Origin of the sequence: Geotalea sp. SG265, from assembly GCF_022808985.1 — a bacterium.
Lineage (GTDB): Bacteria > Desulfobacterota > Desulfuromonadia > Geobacterales > Geobacteraceae > Geotalea.
Map to the genome: position 1 here is coordinate 172,441 of NZ_JAKZFT010000002.1, position 18,475 is coordinate 190,915.

At 52.8% G+C, this 18,475-nt stretch carries 18 protein-coding genes; all 18 read right to left on the reverse strand.

Translation table 11 applies throughout. The features are described from left to right. Positions 1-126: 126 nt before the first annotated feature. The 18 genes from ML541_RS03315 to ML541_RS03400 all read right to left on the reverse strand — a co-directional run bounded on the left by ML541_RS03315 (position 127) and on the right by ML541_RS03400 (position 18,415). Entirely contained in the window at positions 127-1,122 is a 996-nt protein-coding gene (locus ML541_RS03315) for a glycosyltransferase family 4 protein (RefSeq protein WP_243370789.1), read from the reverse strand. Positions 1,123-1,153: 31 nt separating this feature from the next. Then, complete coding sequence (locus ML541_RS03320) at positions 1,154-2,143, reverse strand: glycosyltransferase family 2 protein (RefSeq protein ID WP_243370792.1); 990 nt, start codon at positions 2,141-2,143, stop codon at positions 1,154-1,156. Then, entirely contained in the window at positions 2,140-3,048 is a 909-nt protein-coding gene (locus ML541_RS03325; protein WP_243370795.1) for a glycosyltransferase family 2 protein, read from the reverse strand. The genes ML541_RS03320 and ML541_RS03325 overlap by 4 nt, the downstream gene beginning before the upstream one ends. Positions 3,049-3,154: 106 nt before the next feature. Next, positions 3,155-3,856 (reverse strand): glycosyltransferase family 2 protein, encoded by a 702-nt coding sequence (locus ML541_RS03330; RefSeq protein WP_243370798.1) that lies wholly within the window; start codon positions 3,854-3,856, stop codon positions 3,155-3,157. 36 nt (positions 3,857-3,892) lie between these two features. Continuing rightward, a complete protein-coding gene (locus ML541_RS03335; protein ID WP_243370800.1) occupies positions 3,893-4,849 on the reverse strand; it encodes a glycosyltransferase family 2 protein in 957 nt (318 codons plus the stop codon). A gap of 62 nt (positions 4,850-4,911) precedes the next feature. Beyond that, a complete protein-coding gene (locus tag ML541_RS03340) occupies positions 4,912-6,216 on the reverse strand; it encodes an MATE family efflux transporter (RefSeq protein WP_243370803.1) in 1,305 nt (434 codons plus the stop codon). Positions 6,217-6,223: 7 nt separating this feature from the next. Beyond that, on the reverse strand, positions 6,224-7,258 hold the full coding sequence (locus ML541_RS03345) for a GDP-mannose 4,6-dehydratase (protein WP_243370806.1): 1,035 nt from the start codon (positions 7,256-7,258) through the stop codon (positions 6,224-6,226). Between the two features lie 13 nt (positions 7,259-7,271). After that, positions 7,272-8,156: an NAD(P)-dependent oxidoreductase gene (locus tag ML541_RS03350; protein WP_243370809.1), complete on the reverse strand. Its 885-nt coding sequence runs from the start codon at positions 8,154-8,156 to the stop codon at positions 7,272-7,274. Further along, a complete protein-coding gene (rfbH, locus tag ML541_RS03355) occupies positions 8,153-9,502 on the reverse strand; it encodes a lipopolysaccharide biosynthesis protein RfbH (RefSeq protein ID WP_243370812.1) in 1,350 nt (449 codons plus the stop codon). The genes ML541_RS03350 and rfbH overlap by 4 nt, the downstream gene beginning before the upstream one ends. Before the next feature lie 14 nt (positions 9,503-9,516). After that, positions 9,517-10,659, reverse strand: coding sequence for a CDP-glucose 4,6-dehydratase (gene rfbG / locus ML541_RS03360; RefSeq protein WP_243370815.1), 1,143 nt, complete (start codon positions 10,657-10,659; stop codon positions 9,517-9,519). Further along, complete coding sequence (rfbF, locus tag ML541_RS03365; protein ID WP_243370818.1) at positions 10,644-11,414, reverse strand: glucose-1-phosphate cytidylyltransferase; 771 nt, start codon at positions 11,412-11,414, stop codon at positions 10,644-10,646. The genes rfbG and rfbF overlap by 16 nt, the downstream gene beginning before the upstream one ends. Then, positions 11,411-12,076, reverse strand: a complete 666-nt coding sequence (locus ML541_RS03370) for a winged helix-turn-helix transcriptional regulator (protein WP_243370821.1) — start codon at positions 12,074-12,076, stop codon at positions 11,411-11,413. The genes rfbF and ML541_RS03370 overlap by 4 nt, the downstream gene beginning before the upstream one ends. 63 nt (positions 12,077-12,139) lie before the next feature. Next, positions 12,140-13,225, reverse strand: coding sequence for a DUF2304 family protein (locus ML541_RS03375; RefSeq protein WP_243370824.1), 1,086 nt, complete (start codon positions 13,223-13,225; stop codon positions 12,140-12,142). Positions 13,226-13,267: 42 nt separating this feature from the next. After that, a complete protein-coding gene (locus ML541_RS03380; RefSeq protein ID WP_243370827.1) occupies positions 13,268-15,151 on the reverse strand; it encodes a tetratricopeptide repeat protein in 1,884 nt (627 codons plus the stop codon). Between the two features lie 92 nt (positions 15,152-15,243). Continuing rightward, complete coding sequence (locus tag ML541_RS03385) at positions 15,244-16,266, reverse strand: glycosyltransferase family 2 protein (protein WP_243370829.1); 1,023 nt, start codon at positions 16,264-16,266, stop codon at positions 15,244-15,246. Next, the gene (locus tag ML541_RS03390) at positions 16,263-17,012 is read right to left on the reverse strand and encodes a glycosyltransferase family 2 protein (RefSeq protein ID WP_243370831.1); all 750 of its coding nucleotides are present in this window, start codon (positions 17,010-17,012) and stop codon (positions 16,263-16,265) included. The genes ML541_RS03385 and ML541_RS03390 overlap by 4 nt, the downstream gene beginning before the upstream one ends. 17 nt (positions 17,013-17,029) lie before the next feature. After that, positions 17,030-17,875: a glycosyltransferase gene (locus tag ML541_RS03395; RefSeq protein ID WP_243370833.1), complete on the reverse strand. Its 846-nt coding sequence runs from the start codon at positions 17,873-17,875 to the stop codon at positions 17,030-17,032. Positions 17,876-17,878: 3 nt separating this feature from the next. Further along, the gene (locus ML541_RS03400; RefSeq protein ID WP_243370835.1) at positions 17,879-18,415 is read right to left on the reverse strand and encodes a hypothetical protein; all 537 of its coding nucleotides are present in this window, start codon (positions 18,413-18,415) and stop codon (positions 17,879-17,881) included. Positions 18,416-18,475: the final 60 nt, after the last annotated feature.

An 18,475-nucleotide genomic window follows, 5' to 3' on the forward strand; every position in this document is an offset into this window, starting at 1 on the left:
CCCTCAAACAGAACTGATATTCGTGAAATAGAGACACCGCCACAACTCGTGGCAACATCGAAATCTATTCTTCCTGCGCAAGCCCCAAGGAGGGAAGGGGTCCCCGTTGCCTACCGGTTTCGCGCGTCACCGTTTCCCCTTCCTTATCACATCCAGGTATATATCTTCCAGTCGGCTAATCATCCTGCCGGTGGTGAACTGGCCAATAAACTCTCTTCCCCGTGTGACCAAGCGCTCGGATACCTCCCTGTCGGTCAGGCAGGTCACGATCCGGTCCGCTTGCAGGTCATAATCGTCCAGGGGTACTATGAAACCTGTCTCCCCATCTATGACGATTTCGGAGTTCCCCCCCGCATCGGAAAGAACGGGTGGCACTCCGGCCATGGTTGCCTCGGAAGAAACCAGTGGTATTGCCTCGATCTCTGAAGGCATGACGAAAACCTTTGCACGGCCGTAAGTTTTGTACAGCTCGTCGCGAGGCATGCCGTAAATGAACCGGACTGGAAGACCACGGGCCAGAAACCGGGCAAGCAGTTTTACATACCAGTAGTCATTGCCAATCACCATCAGTTTTGCATCGGGAACCTTTTCCAGGACTTTCGGCAAGGCCCGCAGTAACCGATGGATACCCTTGCGGAAGAAGTCTCCCCCCACAAAAAGGATCAGGTTCTCTTTTTCTTCCCAGGGGCGGGTCTGGATCTCACTGTAATCGAGCCCGTAGTAAAAGTTCAGGTACTTGTTGGGATGATCGTAAAGGTCATAGACATAACGACCATGGAGAATCATACCGTCAACAAAGGGATAAAGGCGTCGGTATTTGAAGGCCCGGTATTTCTGCAGCAGAAACCGGACCGGAAAATCGGGACAGAAGAAGTGGTAATAGCGGACCCAGTAATAGTCATGGCTGTCTACCACCAGCGGGCAGCGGACCTTCGCGGCAACCTTCGGCGACAGGTGCTTCAGGTTCAGACAGTGGGCGATATCCCACTCCTCATCCAGGTCGGCCTCCGATTCATACACTTTGACCTCGTGCCGCCGCCTGAGCTCGCGCAGGACATTGGATTGGTAAGTGCCGCCGCCGGTGAGGGATTCCCGCTGGTTGGCAATTATCAGGACCCTCATCAGCGGGCACCCTTGCTACGGCTTGGACATATCATAATTTCCTGCCTCTTTTCCGCGTAAAAGTCCTGATTGGCGATTCGTAAGGGGAGAACAGGTTCATAACCTGTCCGTCTGAAAGCTTTTGCCCACCCTTAATCTTTTTCCTTTTCCGTAGCAGTGTTGGCATATGGCGCGCCAGATCGAGTCTCGCCTTCAATGCACTTACCCCTTGGCCACGCATAACGGCAAGTATCAGCGCAGCAATGTCATAAAAAAGCACTTTAGGCAGGTACTGTATCAAAACCGTTGTCGGCCAGTTTTTGATAATGACATACCATTTGTTGCGATGGGTATGGAAGACCTTGAAAGAGCTCCACTCGCCGCTGGTGGCAGAATGAACATGATAGACCACAGCGCCAGGTGCGGTCACCGCTTGCCAGCCGGCCAGGCGGCATCGCCAGGCGAGGTCAAAATCTTCATAATAGGCAAAAAAATCCTCATCGAAAAAACCGGTTTCCGACAACATCGCACGCCGGTATAGAGCAGCTCCACCACATGGGCCGAAAACCGGCGCAGGCTCTTTATACTGCCCGCTGTCAACTTCGGCAATCCCTTTATTGTAGCCGAGCCCGTTGCTGGCAATCATGAGCCCTACGGAGTCGATCCTGTCTGTTTGGTAGTAGTTCAGCATTTTTGCTGCTACCAAGCCGATACGATCATCGGCCTTTACCACAGCTACCAGCGCCGAAATGAATTCCCAATCAACTTTGGTGTCGTTGTTCAGGGTAACGACAAATTCTCCCCGGCAATGCTCAAGCCCAACATTGTTTCCGGCAGCAAATCCAACATTTTGCGGCAAAGCCACGACCTTCACCGCGGGATAGTTGCTCCGGACATATTCCGGTGAACCGTCAGAGGAACCATTATCAACTAAAACCACTTCAAAGTGGGCGTACGATTGCAGGAGGAGGGAATCCAGGCACTCCTTCAGGAACTTCCTGCCATTCCAGTTCAGGATTATCACAGAAACCAGCGGATTCATAACCGTCCGTCATACTTCCCGGTTTTGCCCACGAAACCACCCGAGAGTCCCCGGATAACGGCAGCCATTTTTGCTAGTGATTCTGACTCGAACAACAGAATTCCGGCTAGTTCACGGCAGAGATTGGTAAAGTCTTTAAGCACCCACCGGGGGAATTGCAACCCGTACCGCCGGTAGACAAGGATACGGTTCCTGGCATTATAATACCGGCGCAGCGGACTGTGATTAAAGACCTTGAAGGTCCTGCCAAAGGCCCTGTGCAGGGTCATGCGACCCAGGCCATGAACCAACTCTGCATCCCGAGCTTCAATGAGCCTGTACCCCTTGCTGCGTAACCGAAGGCAAAACTCGTGGTCAACACAGTCCATGAAGAACTCTTCTGCAAAAAAACCGACCTTGTTAAAAACCTCTATCCGTACCAGATTGCCAGAAGTCATGGTAGTAAAAACTTCAGCATAAGGGCCGTCATCGCCCTCGGCATAGCTGCTGATTCTGCCCGTATGCCGATCCCGGTACCTGGGGCTGATCAATCCAACTCTGCTGAGGTCGGGACAGGCGTTACATGCCGCCAACAATGCGGCTATAAATCCTTCGGGGGCTGTGCTGTCCTGATCGAAGGTGGCAAGCCAGGGATAGCCGCGGTCACGGGCGAAGCGCACCCCTATGTTCAGGGCGGCGGCAATCCCCAGATTGTTCGTGTTGCTGATCAGGCTGATACCCTCAAGCTTAGTCGCCTCGGCCAGGACTCGCCTCCCCTCAGGACCGGAGGCATTGTCGACGACAACAATCTCCGCCACCTGTGGGGCCAGGGCTTTGATGTTTCCAAGAAGTTGCGGGGCGGGATCATATGCAACGATAACGGCACAGACTTCCTGCGCTCGGGTTGTGACCCGTTCAGCATCCATCTGCCCCCCCTCAATGCATGTGGAAAACGCCATATGTCTCACCATCTAACAGTTAGGCAAATGACCGCAGCGATCAGCATATGCATGTGCAATGCCGACAGAGCGGTCATCGGTTAAAGACTCGTTTCTGGAAGAATTTGTAAATTCGTAGCGACGGTTCAAGAATAAACACCTGTAATGCGGCAAAGATACCAAAATTTTTCCGAACGACTTTATAATATTCTGTGTAGTTCACCCGATCGCTGACTCCCCCTGGTAGTGCCGTCGCCCAAAAGGTCTCCGAAAAGGCAAAACGGGCACCCTTCAGATAGAGTCTCTGGTTAAAGTCGAAATCGGCATAAATACGGAAGTCAGTATCAAAAGGAGGCTGTGGACTGATAGCTTTTCTAACCAACAATGCCTGATGGTGTAATGTGTTGCAAAAACGAAGCTTGAAGTCGATGGTCGAGCTACATATGCGCTCACTGCCAATTCGCACGCGACCATAGATGACGTCAGCATTGGAAAGATTCGGTTCCTGCGGCAGAGAAAGTAGTGTGTCACCAGCCCCGAGGAACAGCACATAGCTGTCGTCCGGGGCGATAGCCCAGCCCTTGTTCATCGCGTCGTAAATGCCATTGTCCTTTTCGCTTATCCAGCAAATCATCCTATCTTGATATTTTTTTATTATATCTACGGTGCCATCGGTGGAACCACCATCAATAACAATATAATCAATGTCACCACTCATATTGATTACACTTCTTATAGTTTTCTCAATATCAGCAGCTCCGTTAAATACGACTGTAATTACAAAAATTTTCAACATAGGAATGATCGCATAATTAGTACTGATTGGATTTGTTCACACTACTTTCATTTTTTTAAGAATCGCAGGGAGGTAAAGCTTTTTTATCATGCTTATGTAGTAATATGACTTATTTATTTCAACATTTACTGGATTAAAATAAAAATCTTTTATGCATCTAATACCGATTTCGTTATTTGGGAATCTATTAATATTCAGAGCCAGTAATGAGTTGAACTTTTTTATCAATTTTGCATCTCGCACATAGTTCTCGATAAAAAAAGCTTTTGCCATATGATACAAAAGGATCAATTTCTCATATTTAGAAGAAGTTGAAATCGAATCGCTATGGGATCTGAATTGAGACAGTGGTTCATCGATGAAGTAAAACTTTTCATAGTCAAGTGACGTGAGCAAAAATATCGTCAGGTCATTTCCAACTGCGTGCATGCTAAAATCACTACCTATTTTATTGGGAATGTTCAGCAGCAGATTTTTCTTGAGATCTGTTTTTCTGAATATTGCACAACCCGGAGAGTACGGCCAGTTATTACCTAACAAAACACCTTCCACATAAGTTTGCATAGAATGGAATCCCGGCTTCCCAATGACGTAGGCAAGTTCCTTTGTCTTGTTGTCTTCATCAAAAACTATAGCAGCTGTCAACACAAAGCCAACGTCTGAATTTTCCAATAGTATAGGATAAGTTTTCTCGATAAAGGTTTCAGATATCATATCATCAGACCATAAAATTTTAACAATATCAGCTGTTGCCAGATCAATAGCTTTTATCCAATTTCTTACCGGGCCTATATTCTTATCATTTTTATAAATTTTTACCCTGCTATCTTTCCGTGCAATTTGCTGACAGATATTCAAAGTGTTATCTGTACTGCAATTGTCTACTATTATCACTTCAATATCACTAAAGGTCTGGTTTAAAGCAGATGATAGACAATCAGTTATATATAATTCACGATTAAAGGCAGGTATAACAATACTTACTCTAGGCATTAGCGTTGTTCACTTTCTTGTTAACATGAGTGATCTGAGCCTGACATACCATGGAAGCAATTTCACATGTCTGACCTGGAATTTTCTCTAAATCGAGCATGGAGGGTTTTGGGAAGCGTCCATGCCACAGTCAAGGCGAATGAGCAGATTAACCCAAAGACAACACCATATATGCCGTACCGTGGAATCAGGGCCAATTGCAGAATAATGTTCAGCGCCGCCTGCAGCGGCACGATAACCCATAAAGGCCTCAGGAAACTCATGCTCTGGAGTGCCATGGCATAGGTGTCGCTCCAGACACGAATGGCAAAATACGCCCCCAAGGTTAACGTGAAAAGAGTAGGAATGGCCAGGTGCTGCCTCGGTGCAAGAAGTTTCACCAGCCAGGGCATCATCCACATCATCCCCCCCGTCACAAGGCAAATGAAACAAATGCCGGCTATATTGTAATCTCTAACGTATTTTCTGACCCTGCCCCACTCATTTCGGGCAATGGCCTCCGCACATACTGGCCAGACGGCTGCGAGCAGCGCAGCGTAAATAAAAAATGCGATATTGAAGACCTTAGTACCGAGGTTGTAGATAACAATCTCATTTGGTTTGAGGTACTGTGACATCAGCAGATAATCAATCTGCAGGACCCCGGCGGCCATGAGTCCGAAAAACCAGAACTTGAAAGCTCGCTTGACCAAGTGATGCAACAGCTCACGGGTGAAGGACCGTCTTCCGGCACATCCAGCAGCTTTCCCAATCAAAGCGATTACCGGTAGTCCGGCTATCGGCACAAAAGAAGCGATCAAGCTCCAGTAAAGCCTTTGTGTCGCAGTCAATTGCGTATGTACAACTATCCATATGCTTGCAAGTGTTAATAAGGCACCTACAGCAGGAATAATATTTGCCAAGTATCCTTTTTGCTCTGCGTACCAGATCCTGTAGACGATGCTGCCGATTCCCATCAGAATTGACAGCGCCCCCACAACGAAAAAGTAGTGTATTTTTTCTTCTGTAGAAAGGAAAGGAAAACTGCCCAATATTCTCGGAGCAAGATAGGTGCCCATAAAATGGAGCAGCACAATACTGGAAAAGACCAAAAATAGGGCAATCAACGCCGCAGCCCAAATAAAATCATCATAACTCTTATCCTTGGCCCGGCGCTCCGATATATGGTTTTGCAGGCTTACTCCCACGCCCATATCAGACAGCATGTACCATCCCTGGAGCCCGCTCAGGATGGCATAAACAGCATAGTGTTCCGTGCCGAGGCCCTCGGTCAGCAACCGAATCGTGATGAGCCCTGCGGCTGCACTTGTTAGGCGGCCGGCCCACGCACTACCGGCAACCAGCATATGTGTCGGGATTTTTCTCAAAGGGCCTCTAGCCTTTAATTCCCGATATTCCACCAACCCATTCGACCATCCGCTTCACCCCATCCCGCGACGAAACCTTTGGTGTCCACCCTAAAAGTCTTGTTGCCTTGGCAACATCTGCCACGAAGAGGCGCTGGTCACTTTCCCGTGGTGGCAGCCTGGTATAATTCAGCTTCACATCAAGCAGTTCCTCCAACAAGGAAAAAAGCTCAAGCAAAGAGAGACTGTTGTCGATGCCACCGCCTATATTGAAAACCTGCCCTTGAGCGGTTTCGATAGCTCCCAAGGCTTTGAAATAAAGAGCGATCATATCGTCGGCGTGCAACAGGTCCCGCACCTGCTTTCCATTACCGGAAATAGTGAACGGCTCGTCAAGAGCGCCTCTTTTGCTTTCGACCGCTTTCTGGCAGAACCAGCCGACCCACCCCTGGTCATAGGTGGCGAACTGCCTGCCGCCGTACATGGATGAATGGCGAAATACCACCGTTTTGAGTCCGAAGATGCGTGCGTAGTCAAGCATATATTGGTCTGCGGCTCCCTTTGAGCACCCGTATGGCGAATGGAACTCCAAAGGGGTAGTCTCGTCGAAACCGCGCGACCGGTCGGTACAGACATAGCGGGTCGGGGTCTCGTCATACCCGTACTGCTCCAAGTCGCCGTAGACCTTGTTGGTTGACGAGTAAAGGACCGCCGCCTCCGGGCAGTACAGGCGGACCGCCTCCAGCAGGTTGTGGCTCCCCATGGCGTTCACTTCAAAGTCCATGCGGGGATTGGCGATGGAGGTGGTCATTGCCACCTGCCCCGCCAGATGGAATACGGCATCCGGGCAAAATTCCCGAATCAGCCGGGCAATGTCGTTCACATTGCGGATATCGCCGTGCACGTGACGGAAACTTCCCTGCCCCTTCAGCCAGGTCAGGTTATCGACGGAACCCGCCCGGTAGAGGTTGTCGAACACCACCAGGTCATCCCCACGACCAATGGCGTGAGCTGCCAGGTTACTCCCGAGAAATCCGCAGCCACCGGTAATCAACAGTTTCATTCAGTCTTTCCTTTCAGAGCGAATTGTTGGTCCTCTCCAGTTCGATGGTCTGCCGGATGCCGTCCGGCAGGCGTATCTTGGGAGACCAGCCCAGTGCAGCAAGAGCGGAAACATCGGCCCTCGACTCCATTACCTCATTTTCCCTGTAGGGAACACCTCCGAAATTGAGGGTGGTCTTGGAGCCGATCAAGCGATGGATCGTCTCGACTATCTCACGTATGGTAACGGCATTGCCCGAGCCGAGCTCGTACTCCAGGAAACTTTCCCCACCGTCGATTGCTTTTCGCAGCAACAGCAGATAGGCGGAGCAGACATCGTCAATGTGAATAAAATCCCGTCGCTGCTCCCCCGGCGTCAGCTGCAAATCGGGAATATTCTGCAGGCAGCTTCTGATGATATGGGTGATAAACTTGCTGTCGTCATCACCGGCGCCGAAGAAATGCTCCAGCTTGATGTTGATAAAGCGGATGCTTCCGCGTTTCGCGAACATCTCGCCCCAATCTCTGAATTGCTTTTTCGACAGGGCATAAAAATTCAGATTCGGTGCCAGGCTGGAATCGGTATTCAGAAAAGTAGTTGTGCAGGATGAGGAGACAGCCTGCAGCAGCTTGAGCGGGAAAAGGACGTTGGCATCGAGCATGTCTGCTGCAGACTCACCGGTCCGGCCGTAACAGGTGGCGGTATGAATTATGGTGTCAAAGGTACCCGTCGTTGTGAAAATCTGCTCAAAGTCGCATGTGTCCAAATCGTAGACCTTGATCTGGGAGAGGATGTCGTGAATCCGGCGAGTGTCGGAACAGCTCCTTTTCAGAATGGTCAGATCATGCCCCTCATGGTGAAGCGCCCACAGAAGACGGCTTCCCAGGAAGCCAGTAGCACCGGTAATCAATATCTTCATTTGGTACAGTAATCCCGGATCGTATCGCTCATATAACCAATCATATCCCCGCTCATTCCGGGATAGACACCGACCCAGAAGGTGTCGTGCATTATCCTGTCGGTATTCTCCAGACTGCCGACGGCCCGGTATCCCTTACCGCTGCGACGCATCCCATCGAAACAGGGGTGTTTTATGAGGTTGCCGGCAAAGAGCATTCGGGTCTGAATGCCTTTCATCTCCAGGTGATTGACGATCTCCTCCCGGGTAAAACCAGCTTGTTCCCTTACCGTAAGCAGGAATCCGAACCAAGAAGGGTCAGAGTTTACCGTCGCCTCGGGAAGGATGAAGAGATCCGCCAGCTCTGCCAGGTTTTCCCGCAACTGAGTCCAATTTTTCTTCCTCGCCGCAATAAAGCCATTGAGCTTATCCAGCTGAGCACAGCCGATGGCCGCCTGCATGTCGGTCACCTTCAGGTTGTAGCCGAAATGGGAGTAGACATACTTGTGATCGTAGCCGTGGGGGAGTTCACCGAACTGCTGGGTAAAGCGGTTGCCGCAGGTATTGTCCCGCCCCGACGGGCACCAGCAGTCCCTCCCCCAATCACGGAAGGATTCGACCAGCCTTTTCAGGGTAGTGTCGTTGGTATAGACGGCCCCTCCTTCCCCCATGGTCATGTGATGTGGTGGATAAAAACTCGAAGTGCCGAGGTGGCCGATCGTTCCCGTATAACGCCATTCGCCGTTATACAAATAACGGGAGCCCAAGGCATCGCAGTTATCCTCGATGAGCCAGAGGTTATGCCTGTCGCAGAAAGACCTGACCGATTGGAGATCAAAGGGATTTCCAAGAGTGTGGGCGACCATCACTCCCTTGGAATTCACAGACAGTGCCTGCTCCAGCTGTGTGCAATCAATGTTGTAGGTGGGAAGTTCCACATCCACGAAGACAGGGACTGCACCATATTGAACAGCGGGGGCAACGGTTGTGGGAAAGCCGGCGGCAACAGTGATTATCTCATCGCCCGGTTTCAACCTTCTTTCTCCGAGCTTTGGCGAGGTCAATGCCATCAATGCCAGCAGGTTTGCGGAGGAACCGGAATTGGTCAGGGAACAATGCTGAATGCCGAGAAACTCGGCAAATTCGCGTTCGAATCTTTCGGCATATCTGCCCGTGGTCAGCCAGAAGTCGAGAGACGAGTCTATGAGGTTGACAATTTCTCTTTCGTCGAAAACACGCCCGGCATAGGGAATGCGGTTGCCGGGGAAAAATTGTCGGCTGTCCTTGTGTTTGAATTCGTAGTATTTGATTGCAGCCTGAATCACTTGCTCACGCAGAATTTTTTCCTTTTTCTTTCCCTCTTCCACACTCTATCCTTTCCTTAAGGTGCGTCAGGTTTCCCCGCAACCTTTACGTATTCCTCAATCTGCTGCAGACAAACTTCCCGTAGGTCTCTTTTTTCCAAGTAGCCGCGCGTCCACTCGACGATGCTGTCCAGGGTGCGTTCCAGATTCCAGCGGGGCCTCCATCCCAGTTCAGCCTTGGCTTTGGAACAATCCAGCTTCAGGTAGTGTGCCTCGTGGGGATGCTCACCCTCATCCAGCACATATCTGGCGCCTTGCCCCCAACTGTTGCAGAGCCTCTGCACCAGCCATTCCACAGGTCTGGCATCCTCATCACGTGGGCCGAAATTCCATCCTTCCGCAAAGTGTGGCCCCACCGCATGGAGCTTCTCAGCCAGCAGGAGGTACCCGGAAAGGGGCTCCAGCACATGCTGCCATGGACGAATGGCATGGGGGTTGCGGATTTTAACCGGCTTACCTGCAAGAATGGAGCGGATCACATCCGGAATAAGCCGGTCGTTTGCCCAGTCGCCCCCTCCGATGACATTGCCGGCACGGGCCGTGGCAACGGCTGCACTATGCCGCAACGCAGTGGTATTGTTGCATTTCTGATTGACGAAGTAGGAGTTGCGATAGGCTGCCGTAACCAGCTCCGAGCATCCCTTGCTGTTGGAATAGGGGTCATACCCCCCCATCGGCTCGTTTTCCCGATAGCCCCAGGCCCATTCCTTGTTTTCGTAACACTTGTCGGTGGTGACGTTCACCACCGCGCGTACGCTCGGGCAATTGCGTACCGCTTCCAGCAAATGAACGGTCCCCATGACGTTGACCGCATAAGTCTCCACAGGTATCTTATACGAATCGCGGACCAACGGCTGTGCGGCCATGTGAATGACGATTTCCGGCGAGGCCTTGGTCATTTCCGCCTGCAACCGTGCCAAGTCCCGCACATCGGCAACAACCGAAGCCATCAATTCCCCAACCTGCGCCAGTTCAAAGAGGCTGGGGTTAGTGGGAGGCTTCAGCGCATAGCCGGTTACCCGCGCCCCCAGACTGTGCAGCCAGAGGCAGAGCCAAGCACCTTTGAATCCGGTATGTCCTGAGACAAAAACACTTTTTCCGCGCCAGAAATCCGCAGCCACCATCACCGTCTCCATCTCGCCACTCACCAGAGCTTCCATGGCGCTTTACCGCTATTCCAGAGTTCTTCCAGGTAATGTTTATCCCGCAGGGTGTCCATCGGTTGCCAAAACCCTTCGTGTTTATAGGCAAACAGCTCGCCATCGCGGGCCAGACCTTCTAAAGGCTCACGTTCGAATAAGGTTGCGTCGCCTGGTATGTAGTCGATAATTTTAGGCTCCAGAACGAAGAAACCGCCATTGATCCAGTTGCCGTCCCCGGCAGGCTTTTCCATGAACGAGGTCACCCGGTCTCCGGTGCCGAAGGAAAGCGCCCCGAAACGCCCTGACGGCTGGGTTGAAGTGACGGTCGCCAATTGGCCATGCTGCTGATGGAAAGCAACCAGTCGCGCGATATCCACATTAGCCACGCCATCGCCGTAGGTGAGCATGAAGGTTTCATCCCCCACGTATGGTGCCACCCGTTTCACCCGCCCGCCAGTCATGGTTTCCGCCCCCGTGTCCACCAAAGTCACCCGCCAGGGCTCGGCGTATTGCTGGTGCACCTCCATGCTGTTATTGCACATATCGAAGGTGACATCGCTCATATGGAGAAAATAGTTGGAGAAGTACTCCTTGATCATGTACCCCTTAAAGCCGAGACAAATGATAAAGTCATTGAAGCCGTAATGGGAATAGATCTTCATGATATGCCAGAGAATCGGCTTGCCGCCGATTTCCACCATGGGCTTCGGCCGCAGTGACGTTTCCTCGCTTAGCCGTGTGCCGAGTCCTCCTGCCAGAATAACCACTTTCATTGTCTCGCTCCTTGATCCTTCGCATGCTTGGGGTTGACCGGCTCCTTCAGGTCGTCATGCGCCCCTCCGCCGCTCATTAAAATCAATGCCGGCTCCGCCCCTAGCCGAAGCAGCTCCTGCCGCAGCGCTGCACCTTTTTTTATGGAGGTGATGACTATCCGGTGATTGCCCGACAAAAGTCCCATGGCCAGCGTCGCCACCTGTTTGTCGAAAAATATCTTTCCGGCTGCATCGTCATCCATGACGGCCGCCAATTCGAGCCCAATCTCCCGCAGGGAAAGATAGGCGATCTCAGCCACCTCATCGACGCCGCAAAAGGCGACGCTCCTGATCCCCTGGCCATGAAGGCTCCTGAACAATGCCAGGTAGTCCTGACGGGCAATTGTGTAAAGGCTGGAAAAATATCCCAGATGCTGGTAGGCGAGGCGGCTTTTCTCGGCAATTCCCTGGGGGGTAAGCAGGTAGGCGTACCGATTCCTCGGAAAGTTCTTGACCCTGACGAAACCTTTGGCAACAAGATTTTTCAGGTAGGAGTTGACGAGCCCAAGGGCGATGCCTAGGCGGTGGGACAGCTCCCGCTGGGAGATCGGCTCTTCTGTGGCGATTTCCGCCATGAGCCGCAGGGCACGGTAGCTGTCGAGGCTTTTTTCTTCATCGTTCATGAGATGAACATACAGCAAAGGGGCCGAATGGGCAATATAAAATTTTAATGGTCAGAGATTTCTTCAGCAATCCCTGCCATGGATGACCGGCTTGCGCAGGGCAGTCATCAACACGGCCAGCAGCACCTTGAGCATGTAATAAACTGATATCACCCCGGCAATGGAAGAACTGCCGTCACGGCGCTCACGCATCAGCACCGGCTTCTCAGTAATCATTAAACCATTCCGGCCCAGTAGAATAACCGCTTCCGGCTCAGGGTAATCGACGGGATACCAGCGGGCGAGGAACTCAATGGCCTTGCGGTCGTAGGCGCGGAACCCGGAGGTATTGTCGGTGATCAGTTGTCCGATAAGCAGCGAATTCACTATCTGAAAGACTTTGATGCCTATCCTGCGGATGAAGGTTGATCTGAATCCGTCGTGGTTACCCAGAAACCGGGAGCCGATCACCATGTGGGCCCGGTACTCCTTGAGGGGTGTCAGCAGTTTGTGGATTTCCGCCGCTATATGCTGTCCGTCACCGTCGAACTGAATGGCTGTCTGATAGCCCTGACGGCTGGCAAACTTGAATCCGGTCCGTACGGCGCCGCCTATGCCAAGATTTTTCGGCAGATCGAGCACCAGCGCCTGCCCGGTCCCGGCAGCAACGGCCGAGGTATTGTCCGTTGAGCCATCGTTGATCACCAGGATATCCAGATCCACATTGCAGCTCTTCAACTCCGCAATGACACCGGCGATATTTGCTTCCTCGTTAAAAGCAGGGACGATAACCAGTACCGTATCTTGCTTTGGCTGCGACATCCCCACTGCGCAGATTGCGCGAAGATGGGCAAGTCCCATTTCCTGGATCAGCTCGATGTTTTGTTCCGAAAGCCTGGTAATGACCACGGTAAAATGTACGAGCACCAGGAAGATAAAACCGGTGGTAAACAGCATGAGGACGCTCGGCTTGTAGGCAATGCCGAACAGGTCGCCAAAGCGGTCGATGGATTGCTTGTCCAGGGAAAGGTAAATGAAGAACATGCTCATGGCGAACCAAAGAAGGGAATATTCCTCCTTGATCCGCCGCTTCTGCACTAGGCTGAAGATGAAGGCGAAGGTCACCACGCTGAAGATCAGCGAATAAAGCTGGATTTTTTCAAACGTCACGACAATCGAACTCCATCTGTGGCAAAAACCGTGAAATAACTGTCAGCGAGCACCACCAGTGGTAATACGCAATTTCTCAGCCAACTGCGGATTAAGCGTCTTAAGCACATTGTACTGCTCAGCCAGCCCCGCCCGGTCCCCCGCGGCAGTGCAGGCAAGTGCCAGATTGAAGCGGGCTTCAGCCAGGCGCGGATTCATGTCGATGGATTTCCTGAAGCTGTCCATTGCCTGGGCATTCTCCCCCAAGGAATCGTAGGCGAGCCCCAGGTTGTTATAGGCAAGGGCAAACCACTCGCTCTGATAGACGGAGTTGATCCCGGAACTTATGTCGAATAATTCATAGGTCGGGCTGTAGCGCCCGGCATAGGTCCCCAGCTGGGTCAAAGCCATACCGATATTGTTCCAGGCATCGGGATGGCCCGGAGAAAGGTTGATAGAGGTAATCAGAGCCGGGATCGCTTTCTTCGGCTGACGCTGCTTGAGATAGGCATAGGCCAGGTTGTTCCAGGCCCGGGATTTATCCGGTGATTTGGCGACAACATCCTGCCAGAGGGTCATCTCGTCAGTCCAGACCCGGTTGCGATTGAAGGTGATCGCCGCAAGGACCGCCGGAATCAGCAGCGCCACTACCAGAACCGCACCGGCAGCCTTTTTGCTCCCCATGGACAGCCGTTCCATGGCCAAAACCACCAATGCAGCAACGGCTATGAAAAATCCGACCGATGGCAGATAGACCCGATGTTCAAACATGACATCGACGATGGGAATAACGCTCGATTCCACAGATAGCGCCAGGAAAAACCAGAAGATACCGAAGGCGATGAGGCGGTAAAAAACGGTAAACGGCGATGGATGGCTTGCATAGTTCACTTCGCCCCCCGCACCTGTAAGCTCTGGCCCGGGATTTCTGCTCAGGCAGGCGCAATAGACGCCGCAGGCGAAAATCGCCGCAAGCAGCAGGAAAGATACGGCAACCGGCAGTTGGAAAAACGAATGGTATACCGGGACGTCATGGTCCAGGTTCTGCCCGGCAGGGAAGAACAGCAGCCTGAGATAGCCGACGATCACCCGGAATTGGGTAAAGAGATAATCGGCGCGTGGCATATCAGTCTGCACCCGGGTCAGGGCATCGATTCTGCTCCAGATTCGTCCACCCGTGACCGCTATCAGACTGATGGGAACGACCGCAGCAGCAGCGAGACACGCCACGACGAGCAGCATCCTTTTGCGCAGCTTCCCCCTGAAGAAGAAAAATTCGTAGAGAAGCACCATGAACGGCAGGGTGAAGGTGATTTCCTTGGTACGCATGGCCAGGATTGCCGCAATGATCGAGACAGCCACACAGAAGGCGGCAACGGCTTTCTTCCCCCCTTTTCCCCACAAGCGGCGGGCCCCCACGTACGAAAGCAGCGAAGCAAGGTAGAAGAGGGTTGCCAGGGAGGTGTAACGTTGGACGATATAGGTGACAGCCTGGGTCTGGAGCGGATGGGCCACGAAAAGAAGCGCGGCAAGGAAGGCAACGGACCATTTGCGCCCGGTTTCGTCAGCGGGAAAGACGGGAGAAGCAAGGGTCAGGAAAACCAGGAGATAGACGAGCAGGGCATTAATGAGATGAATGATCAGGTTGACGTAATGATAGCCCTGAACCGCAAAACCGTTGCCCTGAAGCAGCATGCCGAGCTTGTAGTTGAGGGCAAAGGTCAGATCTCCCACCGCCCGCATCCCCTTGACCACCAGGGGATCGGCCAGGAGATCGGTGCTCCGCACCACCGGATTGCCCAGAATAGCTGAAATATCGTCAAAATTGAACTGGGCGCCAAAGGTGTTCGCGTAAGCAACGGTGCCGAGAATGAGGATGATCGCCATATGCCACAGGCTGGCGTGCCTTCTCGGCCGGCAGAAGAAATCATAAATTTTTTCAGTCATCTCAAGTCTTCCATGGAAAAAATATTCGGCATTCTTGCCCATGCGGACTCTTATCACGAATAGCCGTTAATGTATAGCTTTTCGGCAGCCAGTTACCCCCTGTCCAAAAGCTCCCGGAATGTCAGCCGGTATTGCTGCAAGAGGCGAGATATATCCCTGCTGCCTATCTTTCTTTTCCCCATGATCGAGCGGCGCTTCCGAAGCATCCGCGGCACCCCGAGCACAGCGTGCCACTGGCCCTTGAGCAGAGCTGCAATAAGAGCCCACCGGGAGCCGCTGGCAAGAAACTCTCCACCGGAGCCGTGGCCGGACAGAATGGACCGTCCCTGTTCAACATACCTGATCAGGGTGAAAAATGGAACCAGCAGCAGCATGCCCGGGGGAAAGGTCTTCAGCGCCGCCCAGTAATGGTTCCGTTCCACCAGGTAGAGCTTCAAGGGAGAAAAGAAGCCGCCGGTCATGGAATATTTATGATAGACGACGGCGCGGGTAGCCAAAAGGGCCTTCCAGCCGGCAAGCCGGCAACGGAGCCCCAGATCCGTATCCTCGGCATAGGCAAAGAAATCGTCATCGAAAAACCCGGTTTCCTCCAGCATGGCCCGTCGGTAAAGGGCAACGCAGGCGCTGGGAAGGAGAATCTCCTCCACATCGGCCATGCCCAAGCTGGAAAACCTTTGCCTGCGGAACCTGCCCCGCGACATGCCGTCACGGCAGATGCCTACACCGATGGAGTCCACCATGTCCGGTTCATCATATGAACAGATCCGGCTGCCGACCATTCCCGCTTCCGGATAGCCGTCGGCAACGGCAACGATGGTGGCAAGCCAATCGGTAGCCGCGAAGGTATCGTTATTGAGCGTGACGATATAATCGCCCGACGCATGGGTAAGACCGATATTGTTCCCCGTTGCAAAGCCCGTATTTTCAGCCAGTTCCACGAGCTTCACCCATGGATAGCGATCCCTTAGCAGCGCAGACGAGCCGTCGGTGGAACCGTTGTCCACCAGGATAACCTCGAAGTCCCGAAAGCTCTGGGCCGCAAGGCTGTCCAGACAGGAAGGCAGATGCTCGATGCCGTTCCAGTTGACGATGATGATGGAAGCGCGCGGTTTCATCTGTCTTTCACCGTTGCAGATCTCATGCGCCACCTCAGCAAAAGATGCCAGGCAAGCCAGAAGCGGCGGCTGATCTGGACAAGGGGTTTAAAGCGGATAACGAATTCGGTCTGACTGGCACCATGTCTCCGGTACATGATTGTCTTTACCGGCACGAATTCCGTCTCCCCCACCAGCTCGCACAACTGCCCCAGCCACATGTCGTGCATGGGGATGCGGCGGGGAAAGGGGAGCGCCACCGCCAGCAGGTCCCGGGAAAAGGCCAGGCAGCACCCCATATAGCGGTTGTTGTAGATATTTTTCCAGAAGCCCCGCCCTGCGTTGATTACCTGGAAAATGGAATCGTGGGTGATATTTTCCGCCTCGTCAACCACATAGCCGTCAAGGGCGATCAAATACGGCCGCTTTAGCTGCCGGTCGAACGTCTCCCGTATCAGCGCAATCTTGTTGTCAATCCAGACATCGTCCTGGTCCGCAAGAACGATGATATCGCCGGTCGCCTGTTCCAGGGCATGCTCGAAATTGAAGGTTGCATTGTAAAAGGTGTTGCTCTCCGACAGGCGTATCCTTGGATCGCTGAGCACTTTGATTATGGCGACCGTGCTGTCAGTGGACGAATCATCGGAGATGATCAGCTCATCCTCCGGCCCCAACTGATAAAGAATCGTCTCCAGCTGGCGGCTGATAAACCGCTCGCCGTTGTGTGTCGCCATGCAGACGGAGATTTTGCCGTTTTCTTCAGGCATACAGCACTACTGGACCCCTAATCCTTGAAAGCATTCCTGTAGAGTGACAGGAATGCAAGAGAACGGAATTGCACCGTCAATCTGAAACAGCGCTTCAGCATCACCAACCGGTAGAGGACAGCATCGGCATAACCATCAATGGAGTTCCTCGCCCCTTCGCAGAACAACTCGAAACGCTGCAGGGCAGCGGCACAAGACAACCTTTCCCTCCCGGAAAAACCATGGCTGCACTGGAAAGGGAGCACGTAAAAGCCATCAATATGGCGCCTCAGCCGCTTGTTGAAGGCGAAATCGGCAAAATCCAGCCTGATCCGCTCATCGAAGCCGCCACAGCGTTCAAAGAGATCCGCACTTACCAGCATGCCACTGTTAACCACAGCCTTGCCCTTGAAGCTGTGCCAGCCAGGGGCAATATGGGCTAAGGGGAACCCAGTCCGGGCAACGTAGCGACAAGGGGAGCAGATCATGCCATCCCCCTGCAGCACCGGAACGAATACCTCTGCATCAGGGTGTTCTTCCTTTGCCTTGCAATAGACATCAAGGGCAGTGTCGGGAAATGCCGTATCCTGGTCCAGCAGAAGAAGCCAGTTCTTGCCAAGCTGCCGGGCCAGTTTGCAACCTTCGTTGTAAGCCCTGCTGACGCCGGGATTGGTCGGGTCATGGCGGTAGTGGATATTCCACATACCGGAGCGGCCTATCGGCGCCCGTCCTAAGCGGTTGGGGCTGTTATCGTAAACGAAGAGATCAAGACAACTATCCAGGCGCTGGAGAGCCCGGGAAAGTGAAGTAAAGGTCTCGCTATTTGTCAAGTCCCGGCGGTACAGCACCACCACCGCCAGTATGTCGTGCAAAGCCTCTTTCACCGCTCACTCCGTTTTTCTCAGAACAGCGGCAAATTCTGCGTCTAGGCGGCGCATCTCTTCGACCACAAATGGCAGACCAAGATCTTCACGTGCCACGGCCAACGTTTCTGCGAAAGACGCCATCGTCCAGACGTGATAGTGAGGGTGACTCGCCGATTCAGAAATAGGCAATTCCTCGTCTTGCCCCCGTTGATTCGCCCCGTAAATCTCCTCGAAGTGTTCGGCCTTGGACCAGCCAGGCCCGGCACAATAATCTTTGATCAGGTGATCGATCGAGGTCAGCCGCCTGCTTCGGTCAAACGTCATAGTCATTTCGGGAACAGTCAGGAAAAGTATGTTGCCGCGGGAAACGGCGCGGAGCCAGTTTTCTAAGGTCTGTAAAGGGTTTTGACAATGCTCGATCACATGATTGGCGACAACAAAACCCGCAGCCCCATCGCCAATGGAAGCAAGGACCTCCCCATCGTCGACAATATCTACTGGTACGAAGGGAACAAATGCCAGTTCCGGATAGGCGTTGCGAAGTGTCGCCTGGTCCATGCAGTCCACATAGCGGACCTGAGCACCAACGGGCAAGGGAAGCGGAAGATGCAGCGCCCC

Bases quoted from the DNA above. Each gene is read 5' to 3' on its own strand.
- ML541_RS03315 (WP_243370789.1), bottom strand. From the start codon at position 1,122: ATGAGGGTCCTGATAATTGCCAACCAGCGGGAATCCCTCACCGGCGGC.
- ML541_RS03320 (WP_243370792.1), bottom strand. From the start codon at position 2,143: ATGAATCCGCTGGTTTCTGTGATAATCCTGAACTGGAATGGCAGGAAG.
- ML541_RS03325 (WP_243370795.1), bottom strand. From the start codon at position 3,048: ATGGATGCTGAACGGGTCACAACCCGAGCGCAGGAAGTCTGTGCCGTT.
- ML541_RS03330 (WP_243370798.1), bottom strand. From the start codon at position 3,856: ATGTTGAAAATTTTTGTAATTACAGTCGTATTTAACGGAGCTGCTGAT.
- ML541_RS03335 (WP_243370800.1), bottom strand. From the start codon at position 4,849: ATGCCTAGAGTAAGTATTGTTATACCTGCCTTTAATCGTGAATTATAT.
- ML541_RS03345 (WP_243370806.1), bottom strand. From the start codon at position 7,258: ATGAAACTGTTGATTACCGGTGGCTGCGGATTTCTCGGGAGTAACCTG.
- ML541_RS03350 (WP_243370809.1), bottom strand. From the start codon at position 8,156: ATGAAGATATTGATTACCGGTGCTACTGGCTTCCTGGGAAGCCGTCTT.
- rfbG (WP_243370815.1), bottom strand. From the start codon at position 10,659: ATGGAAGCTCTGGTGAGTGGCGAGATGGAGACGGTGATGGTGGCTGCG.
- rfbF (WP_243370818.1), bottom strand. From the start codon at position 11,414: ATGAAAGTGGTTATTCTGGCAGGAGGACTCGGCACACGGCTAAGCGAG.
- ML541_RS03370 (WP_243370821.1), bottom strand. From the start codon at position 12,076: ATGAACGATGAAGAAAAAAGCCTCGACAGCTACCGTGCCCTGCGGCTC.
- ML541_RS03380 (WP_243370827.1), bottom strand. From the start codon at position 15,151: ATGACTGAAAAAATTTATGATTTCTTCTGCCGGCCGAGAAGGCACGCC.
- ML541_RS03385 (WP_243370829.1), bottom strand. From the start codon at position 16,266: ATGAAACCGCGCGCTTCCATCATCATCGTCAACTGGAACGGCATCGAG.
- ML541_RS03390 (WP_243370831.1), bottom strand. From the start codon at position 17,012: ATGCCTGAAGAAAACGGCAAAATCTCCGTCTGCATGGCGACACACAAC.
- ML541_RS03400 (WP_243370835.1), bottom strand. From the start codon at position 18,415: ATGGACCAGGCGACACTTCGCAACGCCTATCCGGAACTGGCATTTGTT.